Source organism: Klebsiella sp. YJ, from assembly GCF_002108615.1.
GTDB lineage: Bacteria > Pseudomonadota > Gammaproteobacteria > Enterobacterales > Enterobacteriaceae > Klebsiella > Klebsiella planticola.
In genome coordinates, this window is sequence record NZ_MTEG01000001.1 from 244,261 (window position 1) to 265,772 (window position 21,512).

A 21,512-nucleotide genomic window follows, 5' to 3' on the forward strand; every position below is an offset into this window, starting at 1 on the left:
CTTACATACAGGAGAGAATATGGCTAACCGTTTAGTATGCCTTGAAGGCACCGTAGATTTTGAAGAAGAGATTAGAAACCAGGCTGTGAATATCATCTCATTCCACCAGGGGCAGCAAATCACGATTAATCGCGACCGCATGCTGCCCGGCAGGTCTTTCGCTGAGCAAATATCATTGCAACTGGACAATGCTCAAAAAATATTTAAACAATTTAATTTTGTCAAAATGGAAGAGTGGAAAGACGACGATGTATTTGGTGAGACAATAGAAATTATATTTACTTTCGTATCAGCAAGCGGGCAACGCGTCTGGCAGGTTACTCTGGCATCCTGCATTGCCGGTCAGGATATTATCAATTTTACCAGCGTATACCCTGACAAAGGGAGCATGGAAAGAGAGATTGTCCGGCTTCATCGTTGCGTGAAGCGCTTCATTTTAAACACCTAGTGCTATCGCTTGCTGTTTTTACATGAAAACCAGCACCTTGAAAATTACAAAAACCAGTAATGAAAAAGGTAAAATAGAAGTAATTCTATTTATTTAAACATATACCATAGGCATAATTCACACATCAGAAATGACCGGCGGAAATTAATGCCAGGATATTTCTGTAATTACACTTTATTTTTAACTAAAGGAAGAAACACATGCGCGAATTAAACGTAATGGAAATTGATGCCGTCTCCGGCGCGGGTCTTTTTAGCTCTCTGACCAGCGCGATTCTCGGTGCAACGGCGGCCGGGTTTGCTGGCGCGATCATTGGGGGGATGCACGGTGGTGACGGCGGCGGTGTCCTGGGCTTTGGCGCCATCGGCCAGCTGGTGGGGATGATTGGCGGCGGCCTGATCGGCGTCGTTGGCGGGGCCGTCGGTGGCGCGGTGATCGGCTGGGATGATCCGGGTTCAGTGACTTCTAGTGTGCTCCAGTTTGTCAATAACGTCAGCAGTGGAGATTTCATGCGGGCCGCATGATTGCCTGACTAACCACAAGGTGCAGATCATTCTGCACCTTTTTCTTTTCCGCAACGTATTAATCAGCGGCATTACAGATATAGGTAGGTAGCGCTGAGATCATAAAAAGATAGTTGCCATTTTTTTGTTGGTTTATTCGAATATGAAGACTCTTGTCCGGGTACACGAAAAAATCAGGTTGGTACTGACTCAACCAGCCATCGTCCACATTATCATCCGGAAACTTAATATTTTTCTCTGATGTCATATAATAGATATCCTGATGCCGGCGCATGCTAAACGATATTTTACGGTTAAAAATATTCTGCGGATCAGATCGCGCACGGCCATTAATACTCACCACGCCAGCCTGACCGCTAAACATAAAACGGAGTGAAACATCGATATTTTCATTTGCATAATGCTGAGAAAAGCTGGCAACACAGGAAAAATCATCAGGCCCTTTTTTACTCCATAATGAATAAATGAACACCGCGGCAGTCGCTGCCGTTAATACCGGCAGCAGTACCTTTAATTTACGGCTAATTCTCACTTACTGGTCCTCAAAAAAATAATCAGAAACACAACTATTGGGTTCGTTCATCTGCTTATCACAGCGAATAACGGAGGTTCTCGGCAACAGCGGAAAACGAGTAACGTATACCCAGGGATAATTTGTGCAGTTCTCCAGGAACTGGCTGGCTCGTCTGAGAGCGGAGGAACGCTCTTTATCAGAGATAATGGCGCCCGAGAGATGGATGTGACAACCCTCAATGGTTTTCAGGAAGTCGTAGTGAGAAAAGTACTGGTTTTGCCCCTCAACATAACGACTCGTCGCGATAAATCCTACGCTAAGAATAATGGTCAGTAGCGCCCCGGTCATCACGCCTGGCAATGAGTGACGGCATCCTGTCTTGCGCCTTGTTTCCGGGTGTTCCGGTGGTTGTATTTCTTCGTTCTCGGTTATCGCCGATTCGCCATCAACCTGAATTGATAACGGAGGTTGCGTTTTAAGTGTCCGTTCCTGCAGCGTTTCATCAAAATTGATACCGTTAGAAGGCATAGGGCTGGTTTCAACCTGCTGTTCGGAGGTCAGTTTTTTAATATATACGCCACTGGCCAGCGTTAACCCCACGCGCGAAATCGTCACCACCAGCTCTTCATCAAGGCCCATCTTTTTAAGGCCTTTACGCAGGATAGAAATGTTTTGATAAAATGTATTAGTGGATACCTGCATACCGCATTTTGTCCAGACAATATCCAGGAATTCTTGCTGGGTAACGATACTGCCAATCCGTTCAATAAGAAGCAATAAACACCGACTGGCTGGTGAATTTAAGGTAATAACATTGTCATGATTATTAAGGTCGCGCAACGTACTGGTTGCCGGATGAAACTCAACGGTTCCATTTATAATATAATGGTTATGCATACGTTTACGTCAAGGCTCCTGGTAAAATGCAGGCACTGGCAATAATCCACTACGTACAATAACCCCACCAGAGATTGTTTTATTGTTTGGGTAGCGGGTTATGAGACTTCCTGATACAACATGACTAATAACGAACAGATGGAAGCGAGACAACTATAATTAATATAATCTACTACGGATTTAACATATCTTATTCATCAAGAAAACCAGCAATAAAATATGCATATTAGACTTCCTGCCATCATTAACAAATTAAAGCACGCATTTAATTCTTAATAAACATTAAGACAGTCCCAGTATAATCACAGCTCCGAGGAGCAGACCAACTGTTTTTAACCAATAGATATCCATCATTTGATAGGCAAAACAAATCATCCAAAATATAGTCAGCACTGTTATATTTTATCCAGCAATCGATATAATTCTTATATTCTGATTTATTGAGATAATTTCATAAACAGAATTCATTGATGCGCTTGATTTTAATCATTATTTTTTCACGCATTGATTTAAATCAATTATGACTTATCTAAAGAATTAAATAAATCAATCAGGATTCTTTATCTTTCCTTAAAAAATCATCCACAAATCTCACGCCAGGGCTCGCCCCCACGCTTAAAAATATTCAGCGTATAATGTGCCAGTTGTGATGATTCATAGAGGAGAAATAAGAATATTCCCTGATTTTAAAGGACCTGATGATGAACGAAGATTTTTTATTTTTACTTAAATGAGGGGGGCCTGCAGATTTTCATTTAGCTAACTCATCAGCCAGTGAGTGATGAAGGCCCCCAGTCAGAGGAGCCTGATTTAAAAAGCCCGCTTCAGGAAACTTAAGCGGACTTTTTGCTTTGCTGCTTTTGAATTCACCCGCAATGGGTTATTTCCACGCCAACGATCGCGCGCCGCTAGCTCCCGATATGGCTTTGGGTGCCAGCCTCGCTGATATTAACCGGCATGCCGGAGCGTCGTTCGAGAGCCTGCTCCGCCCGAATCACATTGACACCCACCCCCTTCACAAACGCCTGAATGCCTGCGGTCAGGGGTAACGGCACTTTTCTGTCCGATTCGTATTCTGCGCGGTTACGCGACAGCGGCTCATGAACTTCAACCCAGCGACTACCGTCCGGCTCTTCGGTAAACTTCACCGGCTGATCGATAATCTGCACGCGGGTGCCAACCGGGACGTTGTCGAACAGATATTTAATATCGTCATTCCGCAGGCGAATACACCCCTGACTGACGCGCAGCCCGATACCAAAATTAGCATTGGTGCCATGAATAGCGTACAACCTGCCGATATAAATCGCGTACAGTCCCATCGGGTTATCCGGCCCGGCCGGAACGAACGCCGGCAGACTTTCGCCTCTGCGGGCATATTCACGCCGCGTGTTGGCCGTTGGCGTCCAGGTCGGCGCTTCCTGCTTACGTTCTACGGTCGTGACCCAGTTACGCGGCGTTTCACGCCCCGCCTGGCCGATACCAATTGGCAAAACCTCAACGGTGTTGCCTTCCGGCGGATAGTAATAGAGGCGCATTTCCGCCACGTTGACCACGATGCCTTCACGAACCGTAGCAGGCAAAATCAGCTGCTGCGGGATCACCAGCGTCGTCCCCGACCTCGGTAGAAAGACATCAACGCCGGGGTTCGCTTCCAGCATATTGCTCAGCCCCTGCCCGTATTGCGCCGCAAAGGCTTCCAGCGGTTGAGTATTATTGTGCGGTACGGTAATCAGCTGCGGGCTTCCCACCAGGCGGCTTCCTTCCGGCGGCAACGGATAACTTACGGCCAGCGCACTCTGGCTTGAGAGAATAAATAAAAAAGAGCAAAACCATTTCACACGCCGCACCATTTATTTCCCTTCCTCAGTCGCGACAATCGTGAATGAATTATAGCGTTTTTCTCACCTCTTCGTGGCAGCGGACCGCTGTTCCTTTATCCGCCACCGCGAAAATCTTTCAAATCTGATAATCAATGGCCGCTTCTTCCGGCTCCATTGCCTGACGTTTAATTTCATCCAGCGACAGCCCGGCGTTGCACAGCTCGATAAACCGCCAGACATAATTGCGCTGCAGTTGCCCGCGTTTAAGCCCTAACCAGACGGTATTCGCATCGAAAAGGTGCCGGGTTTCCAGGCGGGTAAAGGTGTCTGACTCCCGGGCATCGCCCGATTGTTCCGCCACCAGCCCGACGCCGAGTCCCAGCTCAACATAGGTTTTAATGACGTCGGAGTCCTGTGCGCTAAGGACAATATCCGGCATTAGCCCTTTACGGTTAAAGGCTTCATCAATACGCGAGCGCCCGGTGATGCCCTGCCGATAGGTAATTAACGGCCAGCGAGAAATAGCTTCGAGAGTTAAAGGGGTCGTTTGCACCAGCGGGTGATCTTTCGGCACCAGCAGGCTGTGATGCCAGCGGAACCAGGGAAAAGCCACCAGCGTCGGATCGTTACTCAGACGTTCACTGGCGATACCGATATCTGCGCCACCGTTATGCAACAGCGCTTCAATCTCCTGAGGGGTACCCTGAATCAGTTCCAGCCGCACATCGGAAAAGAGCTCCCGGAAAGCTTTAATCACCGGCGGCAGGCTATAGCGCGCCTGGGTATGGGTCGTCGCAATGGTGAGCACACCGGAGGCATCGTTGGTAAACAGGTCGGCAAGACGGCGGACATTGCTGGCTTCATTGAGAATGCGTTCCGCAATGGATAAGAGCGCTTTACCCGGCTCCGTCATCCCCAGCAGACGCTTACCGCGTCGGATGAAGATCTCGATCCCCAGCTCTTCTTCCAGTTCACGGATATGACGGCTCACGCCCGATTGCGATGTATACAGCATATTTGCGACTTCCGTCAGGTTGTAATCCTGACGGGCAGCCTCACGAATAATTTTTAGTTGCTGGAAATTCACCCTTTCCTCCGGGCTATCAGACATAACATATGCTCTATTGTTAAAGTCTGTCGTCCTTACTAACAAATAATAAAAACCAGCAACTTATTCCTTTCGGGAATATAGATTAACTTACCAGCAACAATTCACGATTTTCCAGCGAAGGACGACTCACCAGCGAAAGCAAAATCTCTTTCACCGCCTGTGCCTGCGGTGACAGACTGCCCTTCGCCGACATATTCAGCGATAACGACAGACTCATCGAGGGCGTACTGATCCGCGCCATCCAGCCGTTTGCCGCTCCGCACAGCGATCGCGCGGCGGACTCTGGCAGCACGGTAACGCCCATTCCACTGGCAATCGCCGCGGTTAGCGTCGTAATGGATTCAATTTCACCGATAATTTTCGCCGACAGACGACGCAGGGTGAACGCTTCCGTCACCCGCGCACGTACCGCGCTGTAATCGCGCGGCAGGAACAGATTCATCTCCGCCACCGCGGTCAGATCGACGCTCTGTCCCGGGCAATCGCGGGTCCCCACCAGATAAAGATCTTCTTTCAACAAAGGCTGGCTGATGATGCCAGCTACCGGCGAACGCTCGTAGAGCACGGCCATATCCAGCTGGCCGCTGAGCAGTTTATCGTTAAGGATTGTCCCGCTACTTTCCTGCAGATAGACCATCACTTCGGGCAGCTCATTGCGCACCGTCTGCAGCAGCGGCATGGTAATGGCAGAAGCCGCGGTCCCCGGCGCAAGGCCAATCGAGACCTGGCCGCTGAGCGTATGACCCACGTTATTCACCGCCAGCTGCGCCTGCTCGCACTGACGCAGGATGGTGCGCGCATGGGTATAGAGAATCTTCCCGGCTTCGGTCGGGGTAACGCCGCGCTTTGTCCGAATCAGCAGCTGCTGGTCCAGTTCGCCTTCCAGGGTCGCCACCTGCTGGCTCAGCGCCGGTTGTGCGATGTGCAAGACTTCAGCAGCCTGGGTCAGACTGCCGATATCGACGATTTTTACAAAATACTTCAGTCGTCTTAAGTTCATTTTGCCTCCTGTAAGGAAAGCCAGTACCAACGCTGGCTATTGAGTTACAGAGGTTTTGCAATTTGCTTGCCAGTTTTTTTGCATCGGTGCAAAGGCCGCTACAGGCGGCGTGATAAGCGATTCTGATAGCAACAGAGTATTTATTTGCCCGGTAAGCGGATTACGCTATGCCCCATTAGGGGTATATTTGCACCACAACGGTGCGCATTGATGGAAAACAGCGCAAACGCATCCCTGTTGCTGAAATTGTCAGCAATCAAACAGATTCGGGTGATTCTGCCTTTGACAAGGCCATGCGCCGCCGTTAATATGCGCCCCGTTCACACGATTCCTCTGTAGTTCAGTCGGTAGAACGGCGGACTGTTAATCCGTATGTCACTGGTTCGAGTCCAGTCAGAGGAGCCAAATTCTTGTTTTCATGCCGCTCTACGAATCCTTATATGATTCAGATTCAATAGGTTAGTGTGAAAAGTCTTCCCGATGCATTTTCAGTTTTCCCTCTGCATCGGAAGATTTTGGTGGTCAGATTTGGGGTCAAGTTGGTTCGATGACGGAGTGACCCCCAAATGTCCCTTAACGACTCAAAAATCCGCAACTTAAAACCATCCTCAAAACCCTTCAAAGTTTCCGATTCTCACGGTCTGTATCTTCTTATCAAACCCGGCGGCTCACGTCACTGGTATCTCAAATATCGTATAAACGGCAAAGAATCCCGCATTGCACTGGGAGCCTATCCTGCCGTCTCCCTGTCTGATGCCCGCCAGCAGCGCGAAGGAATCCGTAAGATGCTGGCGCTGAACATCAACCCGGTAAAGCAGCGGGCCGCAGAACGCGGTGCCTGCCCAACTGAGAAGGTGTTTAAAACCGTGGCACTGGCCTGGCATAAAAGCAATAAAAAATGGTCGCAGAATACCGCTGACCGTCTGCTTGCCAGCCTGAACAATCATGTCTTTCCGGTTGTCGGACATCTGTCAGTTACCGGACTTAAACCCCGTCATTTCATTGATCTGCTGAAAGGGATTGAAGAAAAAGGTCTGCTGGAAGTCGCGTCCCGCACGCGGCAGCACGTCAGTAATATCATGCGCCATGCGGTCCACCAGGGATTAATCGATAACAACCCAGCTGCAAACCTTGACGGCGTGACGGCACCACCTGCCAGACGGCATTATCCCGCCCTGCCGCTGGAGCAGTTGCCTGAACTGCTTGAACGCATTGAGGCATATCATCAGGGCCGTGAACTGACCCGGCTTGCCGTCCTGCTGACGCTGCATCTGTTCATTCGCTCCAGTGAATTACGTTTCGCCCGCTGGTCGGAGATTGATTTCAGAAACCGGGTCTGGACAATTCCTGCCACTCGCGAGGCCATTGCAGGTGTGCGTTATTCCGGGCGCGGTACCAAAATGCGCACTGCTCACATCGTGCCCCTCTCAGAACAGGCCATCGCCATTCTGAAACAGATAAAGGAAATATCCGGTGTTTATGAATTGGTTTTCCCCGGCGACCATAACCCGTACAAGCCGATGTGCGAAAACACAGTCAATAAAGCACTGCGCCTGATGGCATACGACACGAAAAATGACATCTGCGGTCATGGTTTCCGGGCAATGGCGTGTAGCGCCCTGATGGAATCCGGTTTATGGTCGCAGGATGCGGTAGAGCGCCAGATGAGCCATCAGGAGCGCAACACCGTGCGTCTGGCTTACATTCATAAGGCTGAACATCTGGAAGCCCGCAAGGCAATGATGCAGTGGTGGTCTGATTATCTGGATACGTGTCGGGAGCTTTATGTGCCACCTTATATCCAGGGTCAGGAAAACAGCAATGCCGCAACCTGACTTATGAATAACCCATTATAAAAACCCAAGCCGTATCAGCTTGTGCTGATAGCTTCAGATCAGCGGGTAAGATTTGTCCCAATACCCTGGAGTCTGATACAGCGCCTTGAGATAATCGATAAATAATCTCACCTTCGCCGGCAGATAGCGTTGGTGGGGAAAAACGGCCTGGATGTTGTATGCCGGCAACGCATACTCATCCAGCGCCGTAATGAGCTCACCGCGCTGCAGTTCGCCATGAATCTCCCAGGTCGAACGCCAGCCGATCCCCAACCCCTGCTTTACCCACGACAGTAAAAGCTCGCCATCATTGCATGCCAGGTCGCCGCGGACCTTGATCGCCACCTGTCGCCCCTGATTCTGGAACGTCCAGCCGCGCTGTTGACCGCCCTGCATGCTAAAGGCCAGGCAGTTATGCTGTGCTAAATCATCAAGCGAGTGCAGCATACCGCAGCGGGCAAAATACTCAGGGGTACCGCACACCACCCGCTGATTGGGGAAAAGTTTAATCGCCACATAGGTGGGATCCAGAATCTCGCCGATACGGATACTCATATCAAAACCATCGTTGACCAGATCGAGAACCGTATCGGTAAAGTTGAAATTAAGGTTAAGCTCCGGATAGCGCTGTTTGAAAGCGTAGACATGCGGCGCAATATGGCGACGGCCAAACGCCGCCGGCGCCGATACGGAGAGCTGCCCGTTCACCGCCAGGTTGCTGTTGCTAATATCCCCCTCAACTTCATCGAACTCATGCAGCACGATTTTCGCGCGTTCCAGCAGACGTTCTCCGGCTTCAGTCAGCTTGAGTCCGCGGGTTGAACGATGCATCAGTTTAACGCCGAGGCGTTTCTCCAGCGCATCCAGCCGCCGCCCCAGAATCGCCGGGGTCACGCCTTCATTGACCGCGGCCGCCGCAAAGCTCCCCTTCTCCGCGACCTGCACAAATGTATTCAGTTCAGTGTAGCGCCCCATTCAATACCTCTTGTATCGACAGAAACCGATTTTAGGTCATTCAAGTAATATACAGCCTATTTTATGCTGAAGACGATAATTAAAATATCGACTATCAGGAGTTAATCATGGCAAAAATGAGAGCAATCGAGGCAGCCGTCCAGGTAATGCGGCGCGAAGGGGTGGATACGGCATTCGGCATCCCCGGCGCGGCGATTAATCCCCTGTACGCCGCGATGCAGAAAATCGGTGGTATCGATCACGTTCTGGCCCGTCACGTGGAAGGCGCCTCACATATGGCGGAGGGCTATACCCGCACCAACGCCGGCAATATTGGGGTCTGCATTGGCACATCCGGTCCGGCAGGTACCGACATGGTCACCGGACTCTACTCGGCCTCCGCTGATTCGATTCCCCTGCTGTGCATCACCGGCCAGGCGCCGCGCGCCAGAATGCATAAAGAAGATTTCCAGGCGGTCGATATCACCAGCATCGTCAAACCGGTGACAAAGTGGGCGACGACGGTCATGGAGCCGGGCCAGGTTCCTTACGCTTTCCAGAAAGCGTTCTACGAAATGCGCAGCGGACGCCCGGGGCCGGTGCTGATCGATCTGCCGTTCGATGTGCAAATGGCGGAAATTGAGTTCGATATCGATACCTATCAGCCATTACTGGTGCATCGACCGGAAGCAAGCCGGGCCCAGGCGGAAAAAACCCTGGAGATGCTTAACGCGGCCGAGCGGCCTCTGCTCGTCGCTGGCGGCGGCATTATCAACGCCGACGCGAGCGAACAGCTGGTCGCCTTCGCGGAAATAACCGGCATTCCGGTTATTCCTACCCTCATGGGTTGGGGCACGATTCCCGACGATCACCCGCTGATGGCGGGGATGGTGGGGCTGCAAACCGCACATCGCTACGGTAACGCCACGCTGCTGGCCGCCGATGTGGTATGCGGAATCGGTAACCGCTGGGCCAACCGCCACACCGGCTCGGTGGAGGTCTACACCGAAGGCCGCCGTTTTATTCATGTCGATATCGAACCGACGCAAATCGGCCGGGTATTCACCCCCGATTTTGGCATTGTCTCGGATGCCGGTGCCGCCCTGGAGCGTTTCCTGGAGGTGGCGCGCGAGTGGAAAGCCGCGGGCAAACTCAAGGATCGTAGCGCCTGGGCCCGCGAATGCGCCGAGCGTAAACGGACGATGCATCGCAAAACCCACTTCGATAACGTGCCGGTCAAACCCCAGCGCGTCTATGAAGAGATGAATAAATTCTTCGGTCAGGAAACCTGCTATGTCAGCACCATCGGTCTGTCGCAAATCGCGGGCGCCCAGTTTTTACACGTCTACAGGCCGCGCCACTGGATCAACTGTGGTCAGGCCGGCCCGTTAGGCTGGACGATCCCGGCGGCGCTGGGCGTGGTCAAAGCCGACCCGCAGCGCCAGGTGGTGGCGCTGTCCGGCGATTATGACTTTCAGTTTATGATCGAAGAGCTGGCCGCGGGGGCGCAGTTCAACCTCCCCTACATCCACGTTCTGGTCAATAACTCCTACCTGGGGCTGATCCGCCAGGCGCAGCGAAACTTCGATATCGACTACTGCGTCCAGCTGTCGTTTGAAAATATCAACGCGCCGGACCTTAACGGCTATGGCGTCGATCACGTGGCGGTGGTGGAAGGTCTGGGCTGTAAAGCGCTGCGCGTGTTCAACCCCGGCGATATTGCGGCGGCGCTGCGGCAGGCGCAGGAGCTCATGCGGCAATATCGCGTCCCGGTGGTTGTGGAGATTATCCTCGAGCGCGTCACCAACATTGCGATGGGAACGGAAATCAACGCGATCAATGAGTTTGAAGAGCTGGCGGGAAGCGCGGCCGATGCGCCCACCTCCGTTCCGCCGTTTAACTGATTATCGTCTCTGACCCGGAAAAACAAGGAGCACACGATGCCACGTTTTGCTGCAAACCTGTCCATGTTGTTTACCGAAGTGGATTTTATCGAACGCTTTTCTCTCGCCGCCAGCGCTGGCTTCAAGGGGGTGGAATATCTCTTCCCCTACGATTACAGCGCGGCGCAGCTCAGGGCGCTGCTCGATGAGCATCAGCTCACCCAGGTGTTATTTAATCTGCCGGCCGGCGACTGGAACGCCGGCGAACGCGGCATCACCTGCCTGCCGGAGCGGGTGGCGGAGTTCCGCGATGGCGTCGAACAGGCGATTCTGTACGCCCACATTCTGGGGAACCGCCAGGTTAACTGCCTGGCCGGCATTAAGCCGCAAGGCTATGACGATGAGGTCATCGCGACAACCTTTATCAACAATCTGCGTTATGCCGCCGACAAACTGGCGCAGGCGGGTATCAAGCTGGTTATAGAGCCGGTGAATACCCGCGACATCCCCGGTTTTTACCTCAACCACACCCGCCAGGCGCTGGAGATCGTCGACCGGGTTAACCACCCGAATCTGTTTATCCAGTATGACATTTATCACATGCAGATTATGGAAGGCGACTTAGCCAGAACGCTGCAGGAGAACCTGGCGATCATCCATCATGTCCAACTGGCGGATAATCCGGGGCGGCATGAGCCGGGCACCGGCGAAATTAACTATCCGTTTCTCTTCGCCCATCTGGAGGCGATTGGCTATCAGGGGTGGATCGGCTGCGAGTACAAACCGGCCACGACGACCCAGGCGGGCCTCGGCTGGATGAACGCGCACACTATTTCTTAACGGAGACCGCAATTATGGCACGTATTGGATTTATCGGAACCGGCATCATGGGCAAACCCATGGCGCAGAATCTGCAAAAAGCCGGCCACACCCTGCTGTTCTCTGAACATTACCGGCCGGCTCCCGCCGAGCTGCTGGGCGAATACGGTATCGCCCTGCCGACGCCGCAAGCGGTGGCCGAGGATGCCGAATTCATCATTATTATGGTGCCGGATACACCGCAGGTTGCAGAGGTGCTTTTTGCCGTTGGCGGCGTCGCCGAGGGGCTGGGCAGCGGCAAGGTGGTGATTGATATGAGCTCAATTTCACCCGGCGCGACGAAAGGGTTCGCGGCGCGGGTGAACGCGCTGGGCGCCACCTACCTCGACGCTCCGGTATCCGGCGGCGAAATCGGCGCGAAGGCGGCAACCCTGTCAATCATGGTGGGCGGCGATGAGGTCACCTTCGCGCGCGCGCTGCCGCTGCTGCAGGCGATGGGCAAAAACATCACCCACGTCGGCGGCAACGGCGACGGGCAAACCGCCAAAGTCGCCAACCAGATTATCGTCGCGCTCAATATTCAGGCGGTGGCGGAAGCGTTAGTTTTTGCGGCGAAAAATGGCGCCGATCCGGCCAAAGTGCGCGAGGCGTTGATGGGCGGATTCGCCTCATCAAAAATTCTCGAAGTCCACGGGGAGCGGATGATCAAACGCACCTTTAACCCCGGATTTCGTATCGCGCTGCACCAGAAGGATCTCAATCTGGCGCTGGCTGGCGCAAAAGAACTGGGCCTGAATTTGCCCAACACGGCCAATGCACAGCAGGTCTTTAGCACCTGCGTTGCGCTGGGCGGCGCCGAGTGGGATCACTCGGCGCTGGTAAAAGGACTCGAACATATGGCGAATTTCGCCATTGACGGTCAGAAATAGGCAACAACTCTCCTCCTGAAGCGTATGCCGGATGCGGGAAACCCTCCGGCTTTTGCTGAAAGAAGAGCCCTTACCGACGTACCCTACGCCCATCGGGCACATGTCAAATAAAGCGTAAAAATAAGACGCCATTCGCGCTGCCGCCGTCGGGCAGCGCGTACAGGAGATCGCTATGTCCTTCAATGCCCAATCGTTTCTCACGGGATTATTTACCACCGCCATTGCCGCCGCTCATCCGCGTCAGACCCTGAAGCCCTACCTGCCCGCCCCCGCCGGCGGCAGAACGCTGGTGATCGGCGCCGGTAAAGCCGCCGCCGCGATGGCGGCCGTCGTGGAGGAAGCGTGGCCAGGAGAGCTCACCGGCCTGGTCGTGACCCCCTACAAACATGGCGTCAGTTGCCAGAGAATTGAAGTGGTTGAAGCGGCGCACCCGGTCCCGGACGACGCCGGCGAACGCGTCGCCCGTCGCGTATTAGAGATGGTCAACGGCCTCAGCGCAGAAGACCGGGTCATTTTCCTGCTCTCCGGCGGCGGTTCATCGCTGTTAGCTCTTCCCTGCGCGGCCATCACTATCGAAGATAAGAAACAGATCAATAAAGCCTTGTTACGCTCCGGCGCCAGCATCAGTGAAATAAACTGCGTACGTAAGCATCTCTCGGCCATCAAAGGAGGACGCCTGGCGGCGGCCTGCTGGCCAGCCAGCGTCTACACCTACGCTATTTCCGACGTCCCCGGCGATGATCCTGCGGTTATCGCCTCCGGCCCGACGTGGGGAGACGCCACCACCTCTGCTGACGCGCTGGAGATCGTCAAACGCTACGCCATTCAGATCCCCGCTCACGTTCATCAGTGGCTGTCAGATCCGCAATCTGAAACCGTTAAGCCCGGCGATCCGCGTCTGGCGCGCAGCCACTATCAGCTTATTGCGACGCCGCAAATGGCCCTCGACGCGGCCACCAGCTATGCCAGAGCCGCAGGCATCACGCCGATCGTCCTCGGCGACCTGGAGGGGGAATCCCGAGAGGTCGCCCGCGTACACGCGGGGATTGCGCGGCAAATTCAGCGATATGGCCAGCCGATTGCCGCGCCGGCGGTGATTATTTCCGGCGGTGAAACCAGCGTCACCGTGCGCGGCAGCGGGCGCGGCGGGCGCAACGCCGAGTTTCTGTTAAGCCTGACCAATGAGCTCAAAGGACATCAGGGGATCTGGGCCCTAGCTGGCGACACCGACGGCATCGACGGTTCAGAAAACAACGCGGGGGCGATCATGACGCCGCAAAGCTGGCAGCGGGCGGCATCGATCGGCCTCAGCGCACGCCATGAGCTGGATAACAATAACGGCTACGGCTACTTTTCCGCGCTGGGCGATCTGATTGTCACCGAACCAACGCGCACTAATGTCAACGATTTCCGGGCGATTCTTATTACTCAGCCCGATAGCTGATTGCGGGGTCTTTCCCATTGTGGGGCTGCGGCGCGATGCTCTCGCGCCGCATTTTTTTACGCTATAGCGGATAATGCGCCGGATAATCCAACTGCGCGACGCCGCTGGCCACCGCGGCCTGGGCCACCGCGCCGGCGATTCGACCCAACAGCCGCTCATCCATCGGTTTCGGTAAGATATACTCCGGACCAAACGTCAGCGACCCGCTTTGGCTGCTGCGCAGCACGGCCTCCGGAACCGGCTCTTTTGCCAGCGCCGCCAGAGCATGCACCGCGGCAATCATCATAGGCTGGTTAATATCCCTGGCGCGGACATCCAGCGCCCCGCGGAAAATAAACGGAAATCCGAGAACGTTATTGACCTGGTTAGGATAGTCGGATCGTCCGGTCGCCAGAATCATATCGCTGCGCGTGGCGTGCGCCAGCGCCGGCGCAATTTCCGGGTCCGGGTTAGAGCAGGCGAACACCACCGGTTTTTCCGCCATCGCGCGTAGGTCATCCGCGCCAAGTAGATCCGCCCCGGACAGTCCCAAAAAGACATCGGCGCCCTGCATCGCCTCCCGCAGGGTGCGCGGGCCGCTGTTATTGATAAACTCTTCCTTGAAGCGGTTAACGCCGGCGCGCCCGGCGTAGATCACCCCGGCGCGATCGACCATATACAAATTCTCCGCCTGCGCGCCAAGCTGGCGCAGGAGCCGCATGCAGGCGATGGCCGCCGCGCCGGCGCCCAGGCAGACAATTTTGGCGCTGGCGAGGGTTTTCCCCTGAATCTCCAACGCGTTCAGCATCCCGGCGGCGGTGACAATGGCGGTACCGTGCTGATCGTCGTGAAACACGGGAATGGCGCAGGATTGCTTTAACAGCCGTTCAATTTCAAAACATTCCGGCGCTTTAATATCTTCTAAATTAATACCGCCAAACGTATCGGCGATCTGCGTCACGGTCTGAATAAACAGCGCCGGGTCTTTGGTATTAATTTCAATATCAATCGCATCAATATTGGCAAAGCGTTTAAACAGCAGCGCTTTACCTTCCATTACCGGTTTACTGGCCAAAGAACCTAAATCGCCTAATCCCAGAATCGCCGTACCGTTGGAAATCACCGCCACCTGATTGCCCTTGCCGGTATAACGCCAGGCATTTTCCGGATCCCGCGCAATTTCCCGCACCGGCTCAGCGACGCCCGGACTATACGCCAGCGCTAAATGTTCAGCATTATCGGCCGGTTTACTCAGGGCAATACTTATTTTCCCCGGTAGCGGATATTGATGATAATCCAGCGCTGAACGTTGCTTCTCGTAAGACATATAAACCTCATATTGATATTAAATCACTCAAACAGTCAGGATTAATTGACTCCGCCCAAAAATACGTCGGGTAATCCTCAGCGGAATACCCGACGCGGTATGACATTAATGCACCAGCATTCCCGTAAAGACGTATGCCTGAAGCAAGGTAATGACGCCAATAATGCAGGCGAAGATCAGGCTATGTTTAACGGTAAAACGGAACAGTTCCGACTCTTTCCCCACCATTCCCGTGGCGGCGCAGGCGACGGCGATAGATTGCGGAGAGATCATTTTTCCGGTTACGCCGCCGCTGGTATTCGCCGCCACCAGCAGCGTATTGGAAACGTGGATCTGCTGTGCCGTCGTTGACTGCAGCGAACAGAACAGCGCGTTGGAAGAGGTATCGGACCCGGTAAGAAACACCCCCAGCCAGCCAAGGAACGGCGAGAAGAAGGGAAACATCGCCCCCGTTCCGGCCAGCACCAGCGCCAGCGTGGTCGACATCCCGGAGTAGTTGGTCACAAAGGCAAAGGCCAGCACCATGCCAATCGACCATATGGGCCATTTCAAGCTGACCAGCGTCTCGCCAAATACCCCGACGGCTTTTTTGACCTCAACCTTTAAAATAAACATTGAGATAATCGCGGCAATAAAAATGGCGGTTCCCCCGGCCGAGAGCGGATCGAACTTGAATACCGCGTCCATTGGCGTAGGCTGCGCGACGATCGGCGCGGTTTTCATGACCAACTGATGCAGATGCGGGATCTGGAAATTAAAGACCAGGGAGTACAGCGCCCCTCCGGGAATAAACAGCGCTTTAAAGGATTTCATCGTCCAGATCGTCACCAGCAGCGTGAGAATCAAAAACGGCGACCAGGCGCGAAGAATTTGCCCAAAATGGTACTCAGAAGGGACCGGGCCGGTAGAAATCGGTTTCTGTAGCGCCATCGCCCCGGCGGACTGCCCCATGCTCAGCGACGTTTCGGTATTTTTCGGCCGCCAGACCTTGAGGAACAGCGAGAGTGAAACAATGCTGACCAGCGCCGAGGTAATATCCGGCAGCTCCGGGCCAATATAGTTAGAGGTAAAAAACTGCGTAACGGCAAAGCTGCCGCCGGCCACCAGCGCCGCGGGCCATGTCTCCTTAATGCCTTTCCAGCCGTCCATCATCGCAATCAGCCAGAAAGGCACCATCACCGATAGCAGCGGAAGCTGGCGCCCGGCCATCGCGCCGATATGAAACGGATCGATCCCCGTAACCTGTCCGGCGACCAGAATCGGCACGCCGAGGGCGCCAAACGCCACCGGCGCGGTATTGGCAATCAGGCATAATCCGGCGGCGTATAAGGGTCTGAACCCCAGCCCGACCAGCAAGGCGCCGGTAATCGCCACCGGTGCGCCAAAACCGGCGGCCCCCTCCAGCAGCGCGCCGAAAGAGAAACCGATCAGCAAAACCTGCAGACGCTGGTCGTCGGTGATCGACAGCACCGAGCTGCGAATAATATCAAACTGGCCGCTGATTACCGTCAGTTTATACAGGAAAACGGCGGCGATAATAATCCAGGCGATCGGCCATAGACCGTACAAAAAGCCATAGCCAGCGGCCGCAAACGCCATTTCGGCCGGCATATGAAAGGCATAAATCGCAATCACCATCGATAATATTAAGGTAATCGTCCCGGCAACATGACCTTTTAATCTTAATACTGCTAGGGCAATAAAGAAGAATATAATGGGTATTAAGGCGATCAGTGCTGATACCCCCAGACTGCCTGACGGTGTATACATTTGATTCCAGGTAAGCATATTTTTCAGTCTCTAATTATTTAATATACCTGGTATGCTCCGGGCATCCTGAGCGGCTGCAAATATAATTTAATATATCTTGCCGTCACGACTCATAAAGATACCCGCCAGCACACCTGATATATGTTGGTAAGAGGAGTTCTTCAGCACACGAATGCGCAGAAGGAGATTAAGATGTCCATCTTCTTCATACCGCCCGGCGTCAGTCACAAAATAAAACTGCGCGAGTTTCTTTATTTTTATTTTGACCTCAGCGGACGGGGGGCCGCCGCTCAGGTCATCAGCATAAAAAGCGCATCGTCGCGCTACCGCATTATCTGCAGTAGCCCCCGGCAAGAATATCGCCGGGGGCTTTTTATTGCGCCATCGATGGCGCCGCGAGGTCTCTATCCGTTATTCAGCGCGATGCGTGCTGCTTATCGCGTAAACGCCAGGCATGCAGCAGCGGTTCGGTATAGCCATTCGGTTGTTCCGCGCCGAGAAAAATCAGATCGCTGGCCGCCTGAAACGCGCTGGAGGCGGAAAAATCCGTCGCCATCGGTCGATAGGCGGCGTCTCCTGCATTCTGCCTATCCACGACTTGCGCCATATTCTCCAGCGAGGCCTGCACCTGCTCCCGGCTCAGCACGCCATGCCGTAGCCAGTTGGCGATATGCTGGCTGGAGATGCGCAGCGTCGCGCGATCCTCCATCAGCGCCACGTTGTGGATGTCCGGCACCTTAGAGCAGCCGATGCCCTGTTCAACCCAGCGCACGACGTAGCCAAGGATACTCTGCACGTTATTATCCAGTTCTTGCTGAATCTCCTCCGCTGACCAGACGTCCCCTTCGCTCACTGGCACCGTCAGCAGATCGTCCAGCAGCGGCTCAAACTCGGCGCTGAAATCGGTCGCGGCGATCCCGGCCTGCACCTTCCGGACATCGATCTGGTGGTAATGCAGCGCGTGCAGCGTTGCCGCCGTCGGCGAAGGCACCCACGCGGTATTGGCCCCGGCGCGCAGCTGTTCGCCCTTTTGTTCCAGCATCGCGGCCATCATATCGGGCATGGCCCACATCCCTTTGCCAATCTGCGCCTGGCCGCGTAAGCCGCAGAACAGGCCGGAGAGAACGTTATTACGCTCATAGGCTTTAATCCACGGGGTCGATTTCATCTGATTTTTACGCAGCACCGCCCCCGCCTCCATCGCCGAATGGATCTCATCCCCGGTGCGATCGAGAAAACCGGTGTTAATAAACGCCACCCGGTGACGGGCCTCGGCAATACAGCTGCGCAGGTTGACCGAAGTCCGCCGCTCCTCATCCATAATCCCCATTTTCAGCGTGTTTTCCGCCATTCCCAGCATCGCCTCGATACGCGTAAACAGCAGGTTGGCGAACGCCACCTCGCGCGGGCCATGCATCTTAGGTTTGACGATATATACGCTGCCGGCGCGCGAATTTTTCCTGCGCTGCAGGTCATGTAAGGCGATGGCGCCCGTCATGACGCCATCAAGAATACCTTCCGGAATATCGCGGCCGGCGCGATCCTGGATAACGGGAGTGGTCATTAAATGGCCGACGTTGCGAATAAACAGCAAAGCGCGGCCCGGCAGCGTCAGGGCCGAGCCGTCGGCGGCGGTGTAGCGGCGATCGTCATTGAGCCGACGCACGATTTGCTGGCCATTTTTGGCGAGCGTCTCCTGCAGCGTTCCGGTCATCAGCCCCAACAGGTTGCGATACACCAGTATTTTATCCTGCGCATCGACGGCGGCGACCGAATCCTCGCAGTCAAGAATGGTGCTGATCGCCGACTCGATAATCACATCATTAATATGCGCCGGATCGCCCTGACCGATTCGCCCTCCGGCATCAATCTGCAGTTCGATATGCAAACCGTGATTCTTGAGCAAAATCACCTCAGGGGCCGTCGCTTCGCCGCGATAGCCGACAAACTGCGCCGGGGTGCGTAACGTCGTTTCGCCTTGCGTACGCAGTTGAATACGCAATTGCCCCTGCGCCACGGTAAAGCCCAGCACATCGTGGTAGCTGCCCCTCTCCAGCGGCAGCGTCTCGTCAAGAAAGCGGCGTACCCATGCGATCACCTGCGCGCCGCGAACCGGATCGTAACCGCTGCCGGACGCCGTCTCCTGGGGAATAATATCGCTGCCGTACAGCGCATCGTACAGAGAGCCCCAGCGGGCGTTCGCCGCATTCAGCGCATAGCGGGCGTTCATCACCGGCACCACCAGCTGCGGCCCGGCCTGCCCGCTAATCTCCTCGTCAATACCGGTCGTCGCCACCTCGACGCGCGGCGGCGGCAGCACCAGATACCCCAGCTCGCGGAGGAAAGATTTATAGGCGGCCTTATCGCTTACCGGACCGGGAAACGTGCGGTGCCAGTTATCCAGCGCCGCCTGAATACGATCGCGCTCCGCCAGCAGTTTGCGGTTTTCCGGGGTCAGGTCGTGGATTAACGCCTCGATATCGCGCCAGAACGCCGCGGGCTGCACGGCGGTGCCGGGCAGGACCTCCTCATCAACAAAGCGCTTAAAATCGGCGTCAACGCGTAAAGTGCCCTGGGTTATCATCTCACTCATATTCCGCTCCTTATGACTCGTTCGTTGCCGTTACCAGACCCGCGACCGCCGCTTTCGCCACCTGGGCATCCTGCGCGCCGGTTAAGCCGGACACACCTACTGCGCCGATGACCTGGCCATCAACGATAATCGGCACGCCGCCTTCAAGCGGGGTTAATAGCGGCGCGGTCACAAACGCGGTACGGCCGTTATTCACCATCTCTTCATATCCTTGCGTTTCACGGCGGCCCAGCGCGGCGGTCCGCGCTTTCTCCTGTGCGATATAGGCGGCGATCGGAGCGCAGCTATCCATGCGGGTTAACGCCAGCGGATGGCCTCCGTCGTCCACCACCGCAAGGGCAACCGACCAGTTGTGTTTCAATGCTTCTTCATGGCCCGCGGCAATTATCGGGGCAGCCAGCTGCTGGCTGAGGATCGCTTTAGTTTTCATTGTGCTGTTCCTGTTCAAGGGCTTCTTCTACAATTTCAATCCAGTGGCGCACGGGCGTCCGCCCGGCGCTGGCCAGATGCGTTTGACAACCGATATTCGCGGTGACGATCAGGTCGGGTTTCCCGCTTTCCAGCGCGTTCATCTTGTTATCCCGTAACCGACGCGACAGCTCGGGATGCGTAATGGAATAGGTGCCTGCCGAACCGCAGCACAGGTGGCTATCCGGGACCGCCGTTAAACTGAATCCCAGCCGGGTCAGCACCTTTTCGACCTCACCATTGAGTTTCTGCGCATGCTGCAGCGTGCAGGGGCAGTGGAATGCCAGCTTTTTGTCTCCGCGAATGCGCAGGTTTTCCAAAGGCTCATTGCGCAGCAGCTCAACTAAATCAATCGCCAGCTCGCTCACCCGGCGCGCTTTTTCCGCGTACCGCGCATCGTCTTTCAGCAGATGGCCATACTCTTTAACAAAAGCGCCGCAGCCGCTGGCCGTTTGTAAAATGGCCTCGGCCCCCGCTTCAATCCCCGGCCACCAGGCATCAATGTTCTGCCTTGCGCGCGCCAGCCCCTTCTGCTGCGCATTCAGGTGATAATCCACCGCGCCGCAGCAGCCGGCCTGGGCAATCGGCTGCACGCTGATGCCAAGCTGGTCCAGCACCCGGGCCGTCGCCGCGTTGGTATTGGGCGACAGCGTGGGCTGCGCGCAGCCTTCCAGCATCAGTACCCGGCGCGCATGGCGCTGCGGCGGGCGCGCTTTCGCCACCGTCGCCACCGCGGGCAGCTTGGCCCTCAGCACCGTGGGCAGCACCGGGCGGAACACCTGGCCCACCTGGGTGAGCGCGCGGAAAACCGACGGCCGCGGGACGATCTGCCGCAATCCCTCCCGCAGCATGCGCTCCGGCAGGGGCCGCTTCACCTTCTCTTCGACGATTTCGCGGCCGATATCCAGCAGATTGTGATAGCGCACGCCCGACGGGCAGGTTGTTTCACAGTTGCGGCAGGTCAGGCAGCGATCCAGATGCTCCTGGGTTTTTAGCGTGACCTCGTTGCCTTCAAGAACCTGTTTGATCAGATAAATTCGCCCGCGCGGCCCGTCCAGCTCATCGCCCAATAGCTGATAGGTCGGGCAGGTCGCCGTGCAGAAGCCGCAGTGAACGCAGGAGCGCAGGATGCTTTCGGCTTCTTCCGCGCGCGCGTTGTGCCGCATTTCTTCATTAAGATTGGTTTGCATGATT

19 protein-coding genes and 1 tRNA gene are annotated in these 21,512 nt (G+C 55.0%); 8 read left to right on the forward strand and 12 right to left on the reverse strand.

The annotated features are described in order from the left end of the window. Positions 1-19: 19 nt before the first annotated feature. Both BV390_RS01155 and BV390_RS01160 read left to right on the forward strand, forming a co-directional pair. Positions 20-448: a DcrB-related protein gene (locus tag BV390_RS01155; RefSeq protein WP_032686860.1), complete on the forward strand. Its 429-nt coding sequence runs from the start codon at positions 20-22 to the stop codon at positions 446-448. A 200-nt stretch (positions 449-648) separates the two neighbouring features. Continuing rightward, the gene (locus BV390_RS01160) at positions 649-972 is read left to right on the forward strand and encodes a hypothetical protein (protein ID WP_032695325.1); all 324 of its coding nucleotides are present in this window, start codon (positions 649-651) and stop codon (positions 970-972) included. 58 nt (positions 973-1,030) lie between these two features. Here BV390_RS01160 and BV390_RS01165 read toward each other — a convergent pair whose 3' ends face one another. The 5 genes from BV390_RS01165 to nac all read right to left on the reverse strand — a co-directional run bounded on the left by BV390_RS01165 (position 1,031) and on the right by nac (position 6,317). Then, positions 1,031-1,504, reverse strand: a complete 474-nt coding sequence (locus tag BV390_RS01165) for a hypothetical protein (protein ID WP_094898036.1) — start codon at positions 1,502-1,504, stop codon at positions 1,031-1,033. Beyond that, positions 1,505-2,383, reverse strand: coding sequence for a winged helix-turn-helix domain-containing protein (locus tag BV390_RS01170; RefSeq protein WP_085396372.1), 879 nt, complete (start codon positions 2,381-2,383; stop codon positions 1,505-1,507). Between the two features lie 908 nt (positions 2,384-3,291). Then, positions 3,292-4,236 carry a L,D-transpeptidase gene (ldtA, locus tag BV390_RS01175; RefSeq protein ID WP_094898035.1) on the reverse strand — a complete coding sequence of 315 codons (945 nt, stop codon included), beginning with the start codon at positions 4,234-4,236 and terminating at the stop codon, positions 3,292-3,294. Between the two features lie 106 nt (positions 4,237-4,342). Further along, a complete protein-coding gene (gene cbl / locus BV390_RS01180) occupies positions 4,343-5,293 on the reverse strand; it encodes an HTH-type transcriptional regulator Cbl (protein ID WP_015583978.1) in 951 nt (316 codons plus the stop codon). A 106-nt stretch (positions 5,294-5,399) separates the two neighbouring features. After that, on the reverse strand, positions 5,400-6,317 hold the full coding sequence (gene nac / locus BV390_RS01185) for a nitrogen assimilation transcriptional regulator NAC (protein WP_004864391.1): 918 nt from the start codon (positions 6,315-6,317) through the stop codon (positions 5,400-5,402). Positions 6,318-6,646: 329 nt separating this feature from the next. Between nac and BV390_RS01190 the strand changes: the two genes are divergently transcribed. Further along, a tRNA-Asn gene (locus BV390_RS01190) sits at positions 6,647-6,722 on the forward strand. Positions 6,723-6,883: 161 nt separating this feature from the next. Next, positions 6,884-8,152 carry a tyrosine-type recombinase/integrase gene (locus BV390_RS01195; protein WP_085396373.1) on the forward strand — a complete coding sequence of 423 codons (1,269 nt, stop codon included), beginning with the start codon at positions 6,884-6,886 and terminating at the stop codon, positions 8,150-8,152. A 54-nt stretch (positions 8,153-8,206) separates the two neighbouring features. Here BV390_RS01195 and BV390_RS01200 read toward each other — a convergent pair whose 3' ends face one another. Further along, positions 8,207-9,127: a LysR family transcriptional regulator gene (locus tag BV390_RS01200; RefSeq protein ID WP_085396374.1), complete on the reverse strand. Its 921-nt coding sequence runs from the start codon at positions 9,125-9,127 to the stop codon at positions 8,207-8,209. Positions 9,128-9,234: 107 nt separating this feature from the next. Between BV390_RS01200 and gcl the strand changes: the two genes are divergently transcribed. The 4 genes from gcl (at position 9,235) to BV390_RS01220 (ending at position 14,181) form a co-directional block, all read left to right on the forward strand. Next, positions 9,235-11,010 (forward strand): glyoxylate carboligase, encoded by a 1,776-nt coding sequence (gene gcl, locus BV390_RS01205; RefSeq protein WP_085396375.1) that lies wholly within the window; start codon positions 9,235-9,237, stop codon positions 11,008-11,010. A gap of 36 nt (positions 11,011-11,046) precedes the next feature. Beyond that, positions 11,047-11,829, forward strand: coding sequence for a hydroxypyruvate isomerase (gene hyi, locus BV390_RS01210; RefSeq protein WP_085396376.1), 783 nt, complete (start codon positions 11,047-11,049; stop codon positions 11,827-11,829). Between the two features lie 14 nt (positions 11,830-11,843). Next, the gene (locus BV390_RS01215; protein WP_085396377.1) at positions 11,844-12,737 is read left to right on the forward strand and encodes a 2-hydroxy-3-oxopropionate reductase; all 894 of its coding nucleotides are present in this window, start codon (positions 11,844-11,846) and stop codon (positions 12,735-12,737) included. A 172-nt stretch (positions 12,738-12,909) separates the two neighbouring features. Continuing rightward, positions 12,910-14,181, forward strand: a complete 1,272-nt coding sequence (locus tag BV390_RS01220) for a glycerate kinase type-2 family protein (RefSeq protein WP_085396378.1) — start codon at positions 12,910-12,912, stop codon at positions 14,179-14,181. Positions 14,182-14,242: 61 nt separating this feature from the next. On the opposite strand, the gene BV390_RS01225 is transcribed toward BV390_RS01220, so the two are convergent. From BV390_RS01225 to glcF, 6 genes are all read right to left on the reverse strand, one after another. Next, on the reverse strand, positions 14,243-15,487 hold the full coding sequence (locus tag BV390_RS01225; RefSeq protein WP_085396379.1) for a malic enzyme-like NAD(P)-binding protein: 1,245 nt from the start codon (positions 15,485-15,487) through the stop codon (positions 14,243-14,245). A 105-nt stretch (positions 15,488-15,592) separates the two neighbouring features. Then, positions 15,593-17,275: a glycolate permease GlcA gene (gene glcA, locus BV390_RS01230; RefSeq protein ID WP_085396380.1), complete on the reverse strand. Its 1,683-nt coding sequence runs from the start codon at positions 17,273-17,275 to the stop codon at positions 15,593-15,595. A gap of 69 nt (positions 17,276-17,344) precedes the next feature. Beyond that, positions 17,345-17,611: a hypothetical protein gene (locus BV390_RS01235; RefSeq protein WP_085396381.1), complete on the reverse strand. Its 267-nt coding sequence runs from the start codon at positions 17,609-17,611 to the stop codon at positions 17,345-17,347. A 61-nt stretch (positions 17,612-17,672) separates the two neighbouring features. Next, positions 17,673-19,850 carry a malate synthase G gene (gene glcB, locus BV390_RS01240; RefSeq protein ID WP_085396382.1) on the reverse strand — a complete coding sequence of 726 codons (2,178 nt, stop codon included), beginning with the start codon at positions 19,848-19,850 and terminating at the stop codon, positions 17,673-17,675. Between the two features lie 10 nt (positions 19,851-19,860). Beyond that, positions 19,861-20,280 carry a heme-binding protein gene (locus BV390_RS01245; protein WP_073554371.1) on the reverse strand — a complete coding sequence of 140 codons (420 nt, stop codon included), beginning with the start codon at positions 20,278-20,280 and terminating at the stop codon, positions 19,861-19,863. After that, positions 20,270-21,508, reverse strand: a complete 1,239-nt coding sequence (glcF, locus tag BV390_RS01250) for a glycolate oxidase subunit GlcF (RefSeq protein WP_085396383.1) — start codon at positions 21,506-21,508, stop codon at positions 20,270-20,272. The genes BV390_RS01245 and glcF overlap by 11 nt, the downstream gene beginning before the upstream one ends. Positions 21,509-21,512 lie beyond the last annotated feature (4 nt).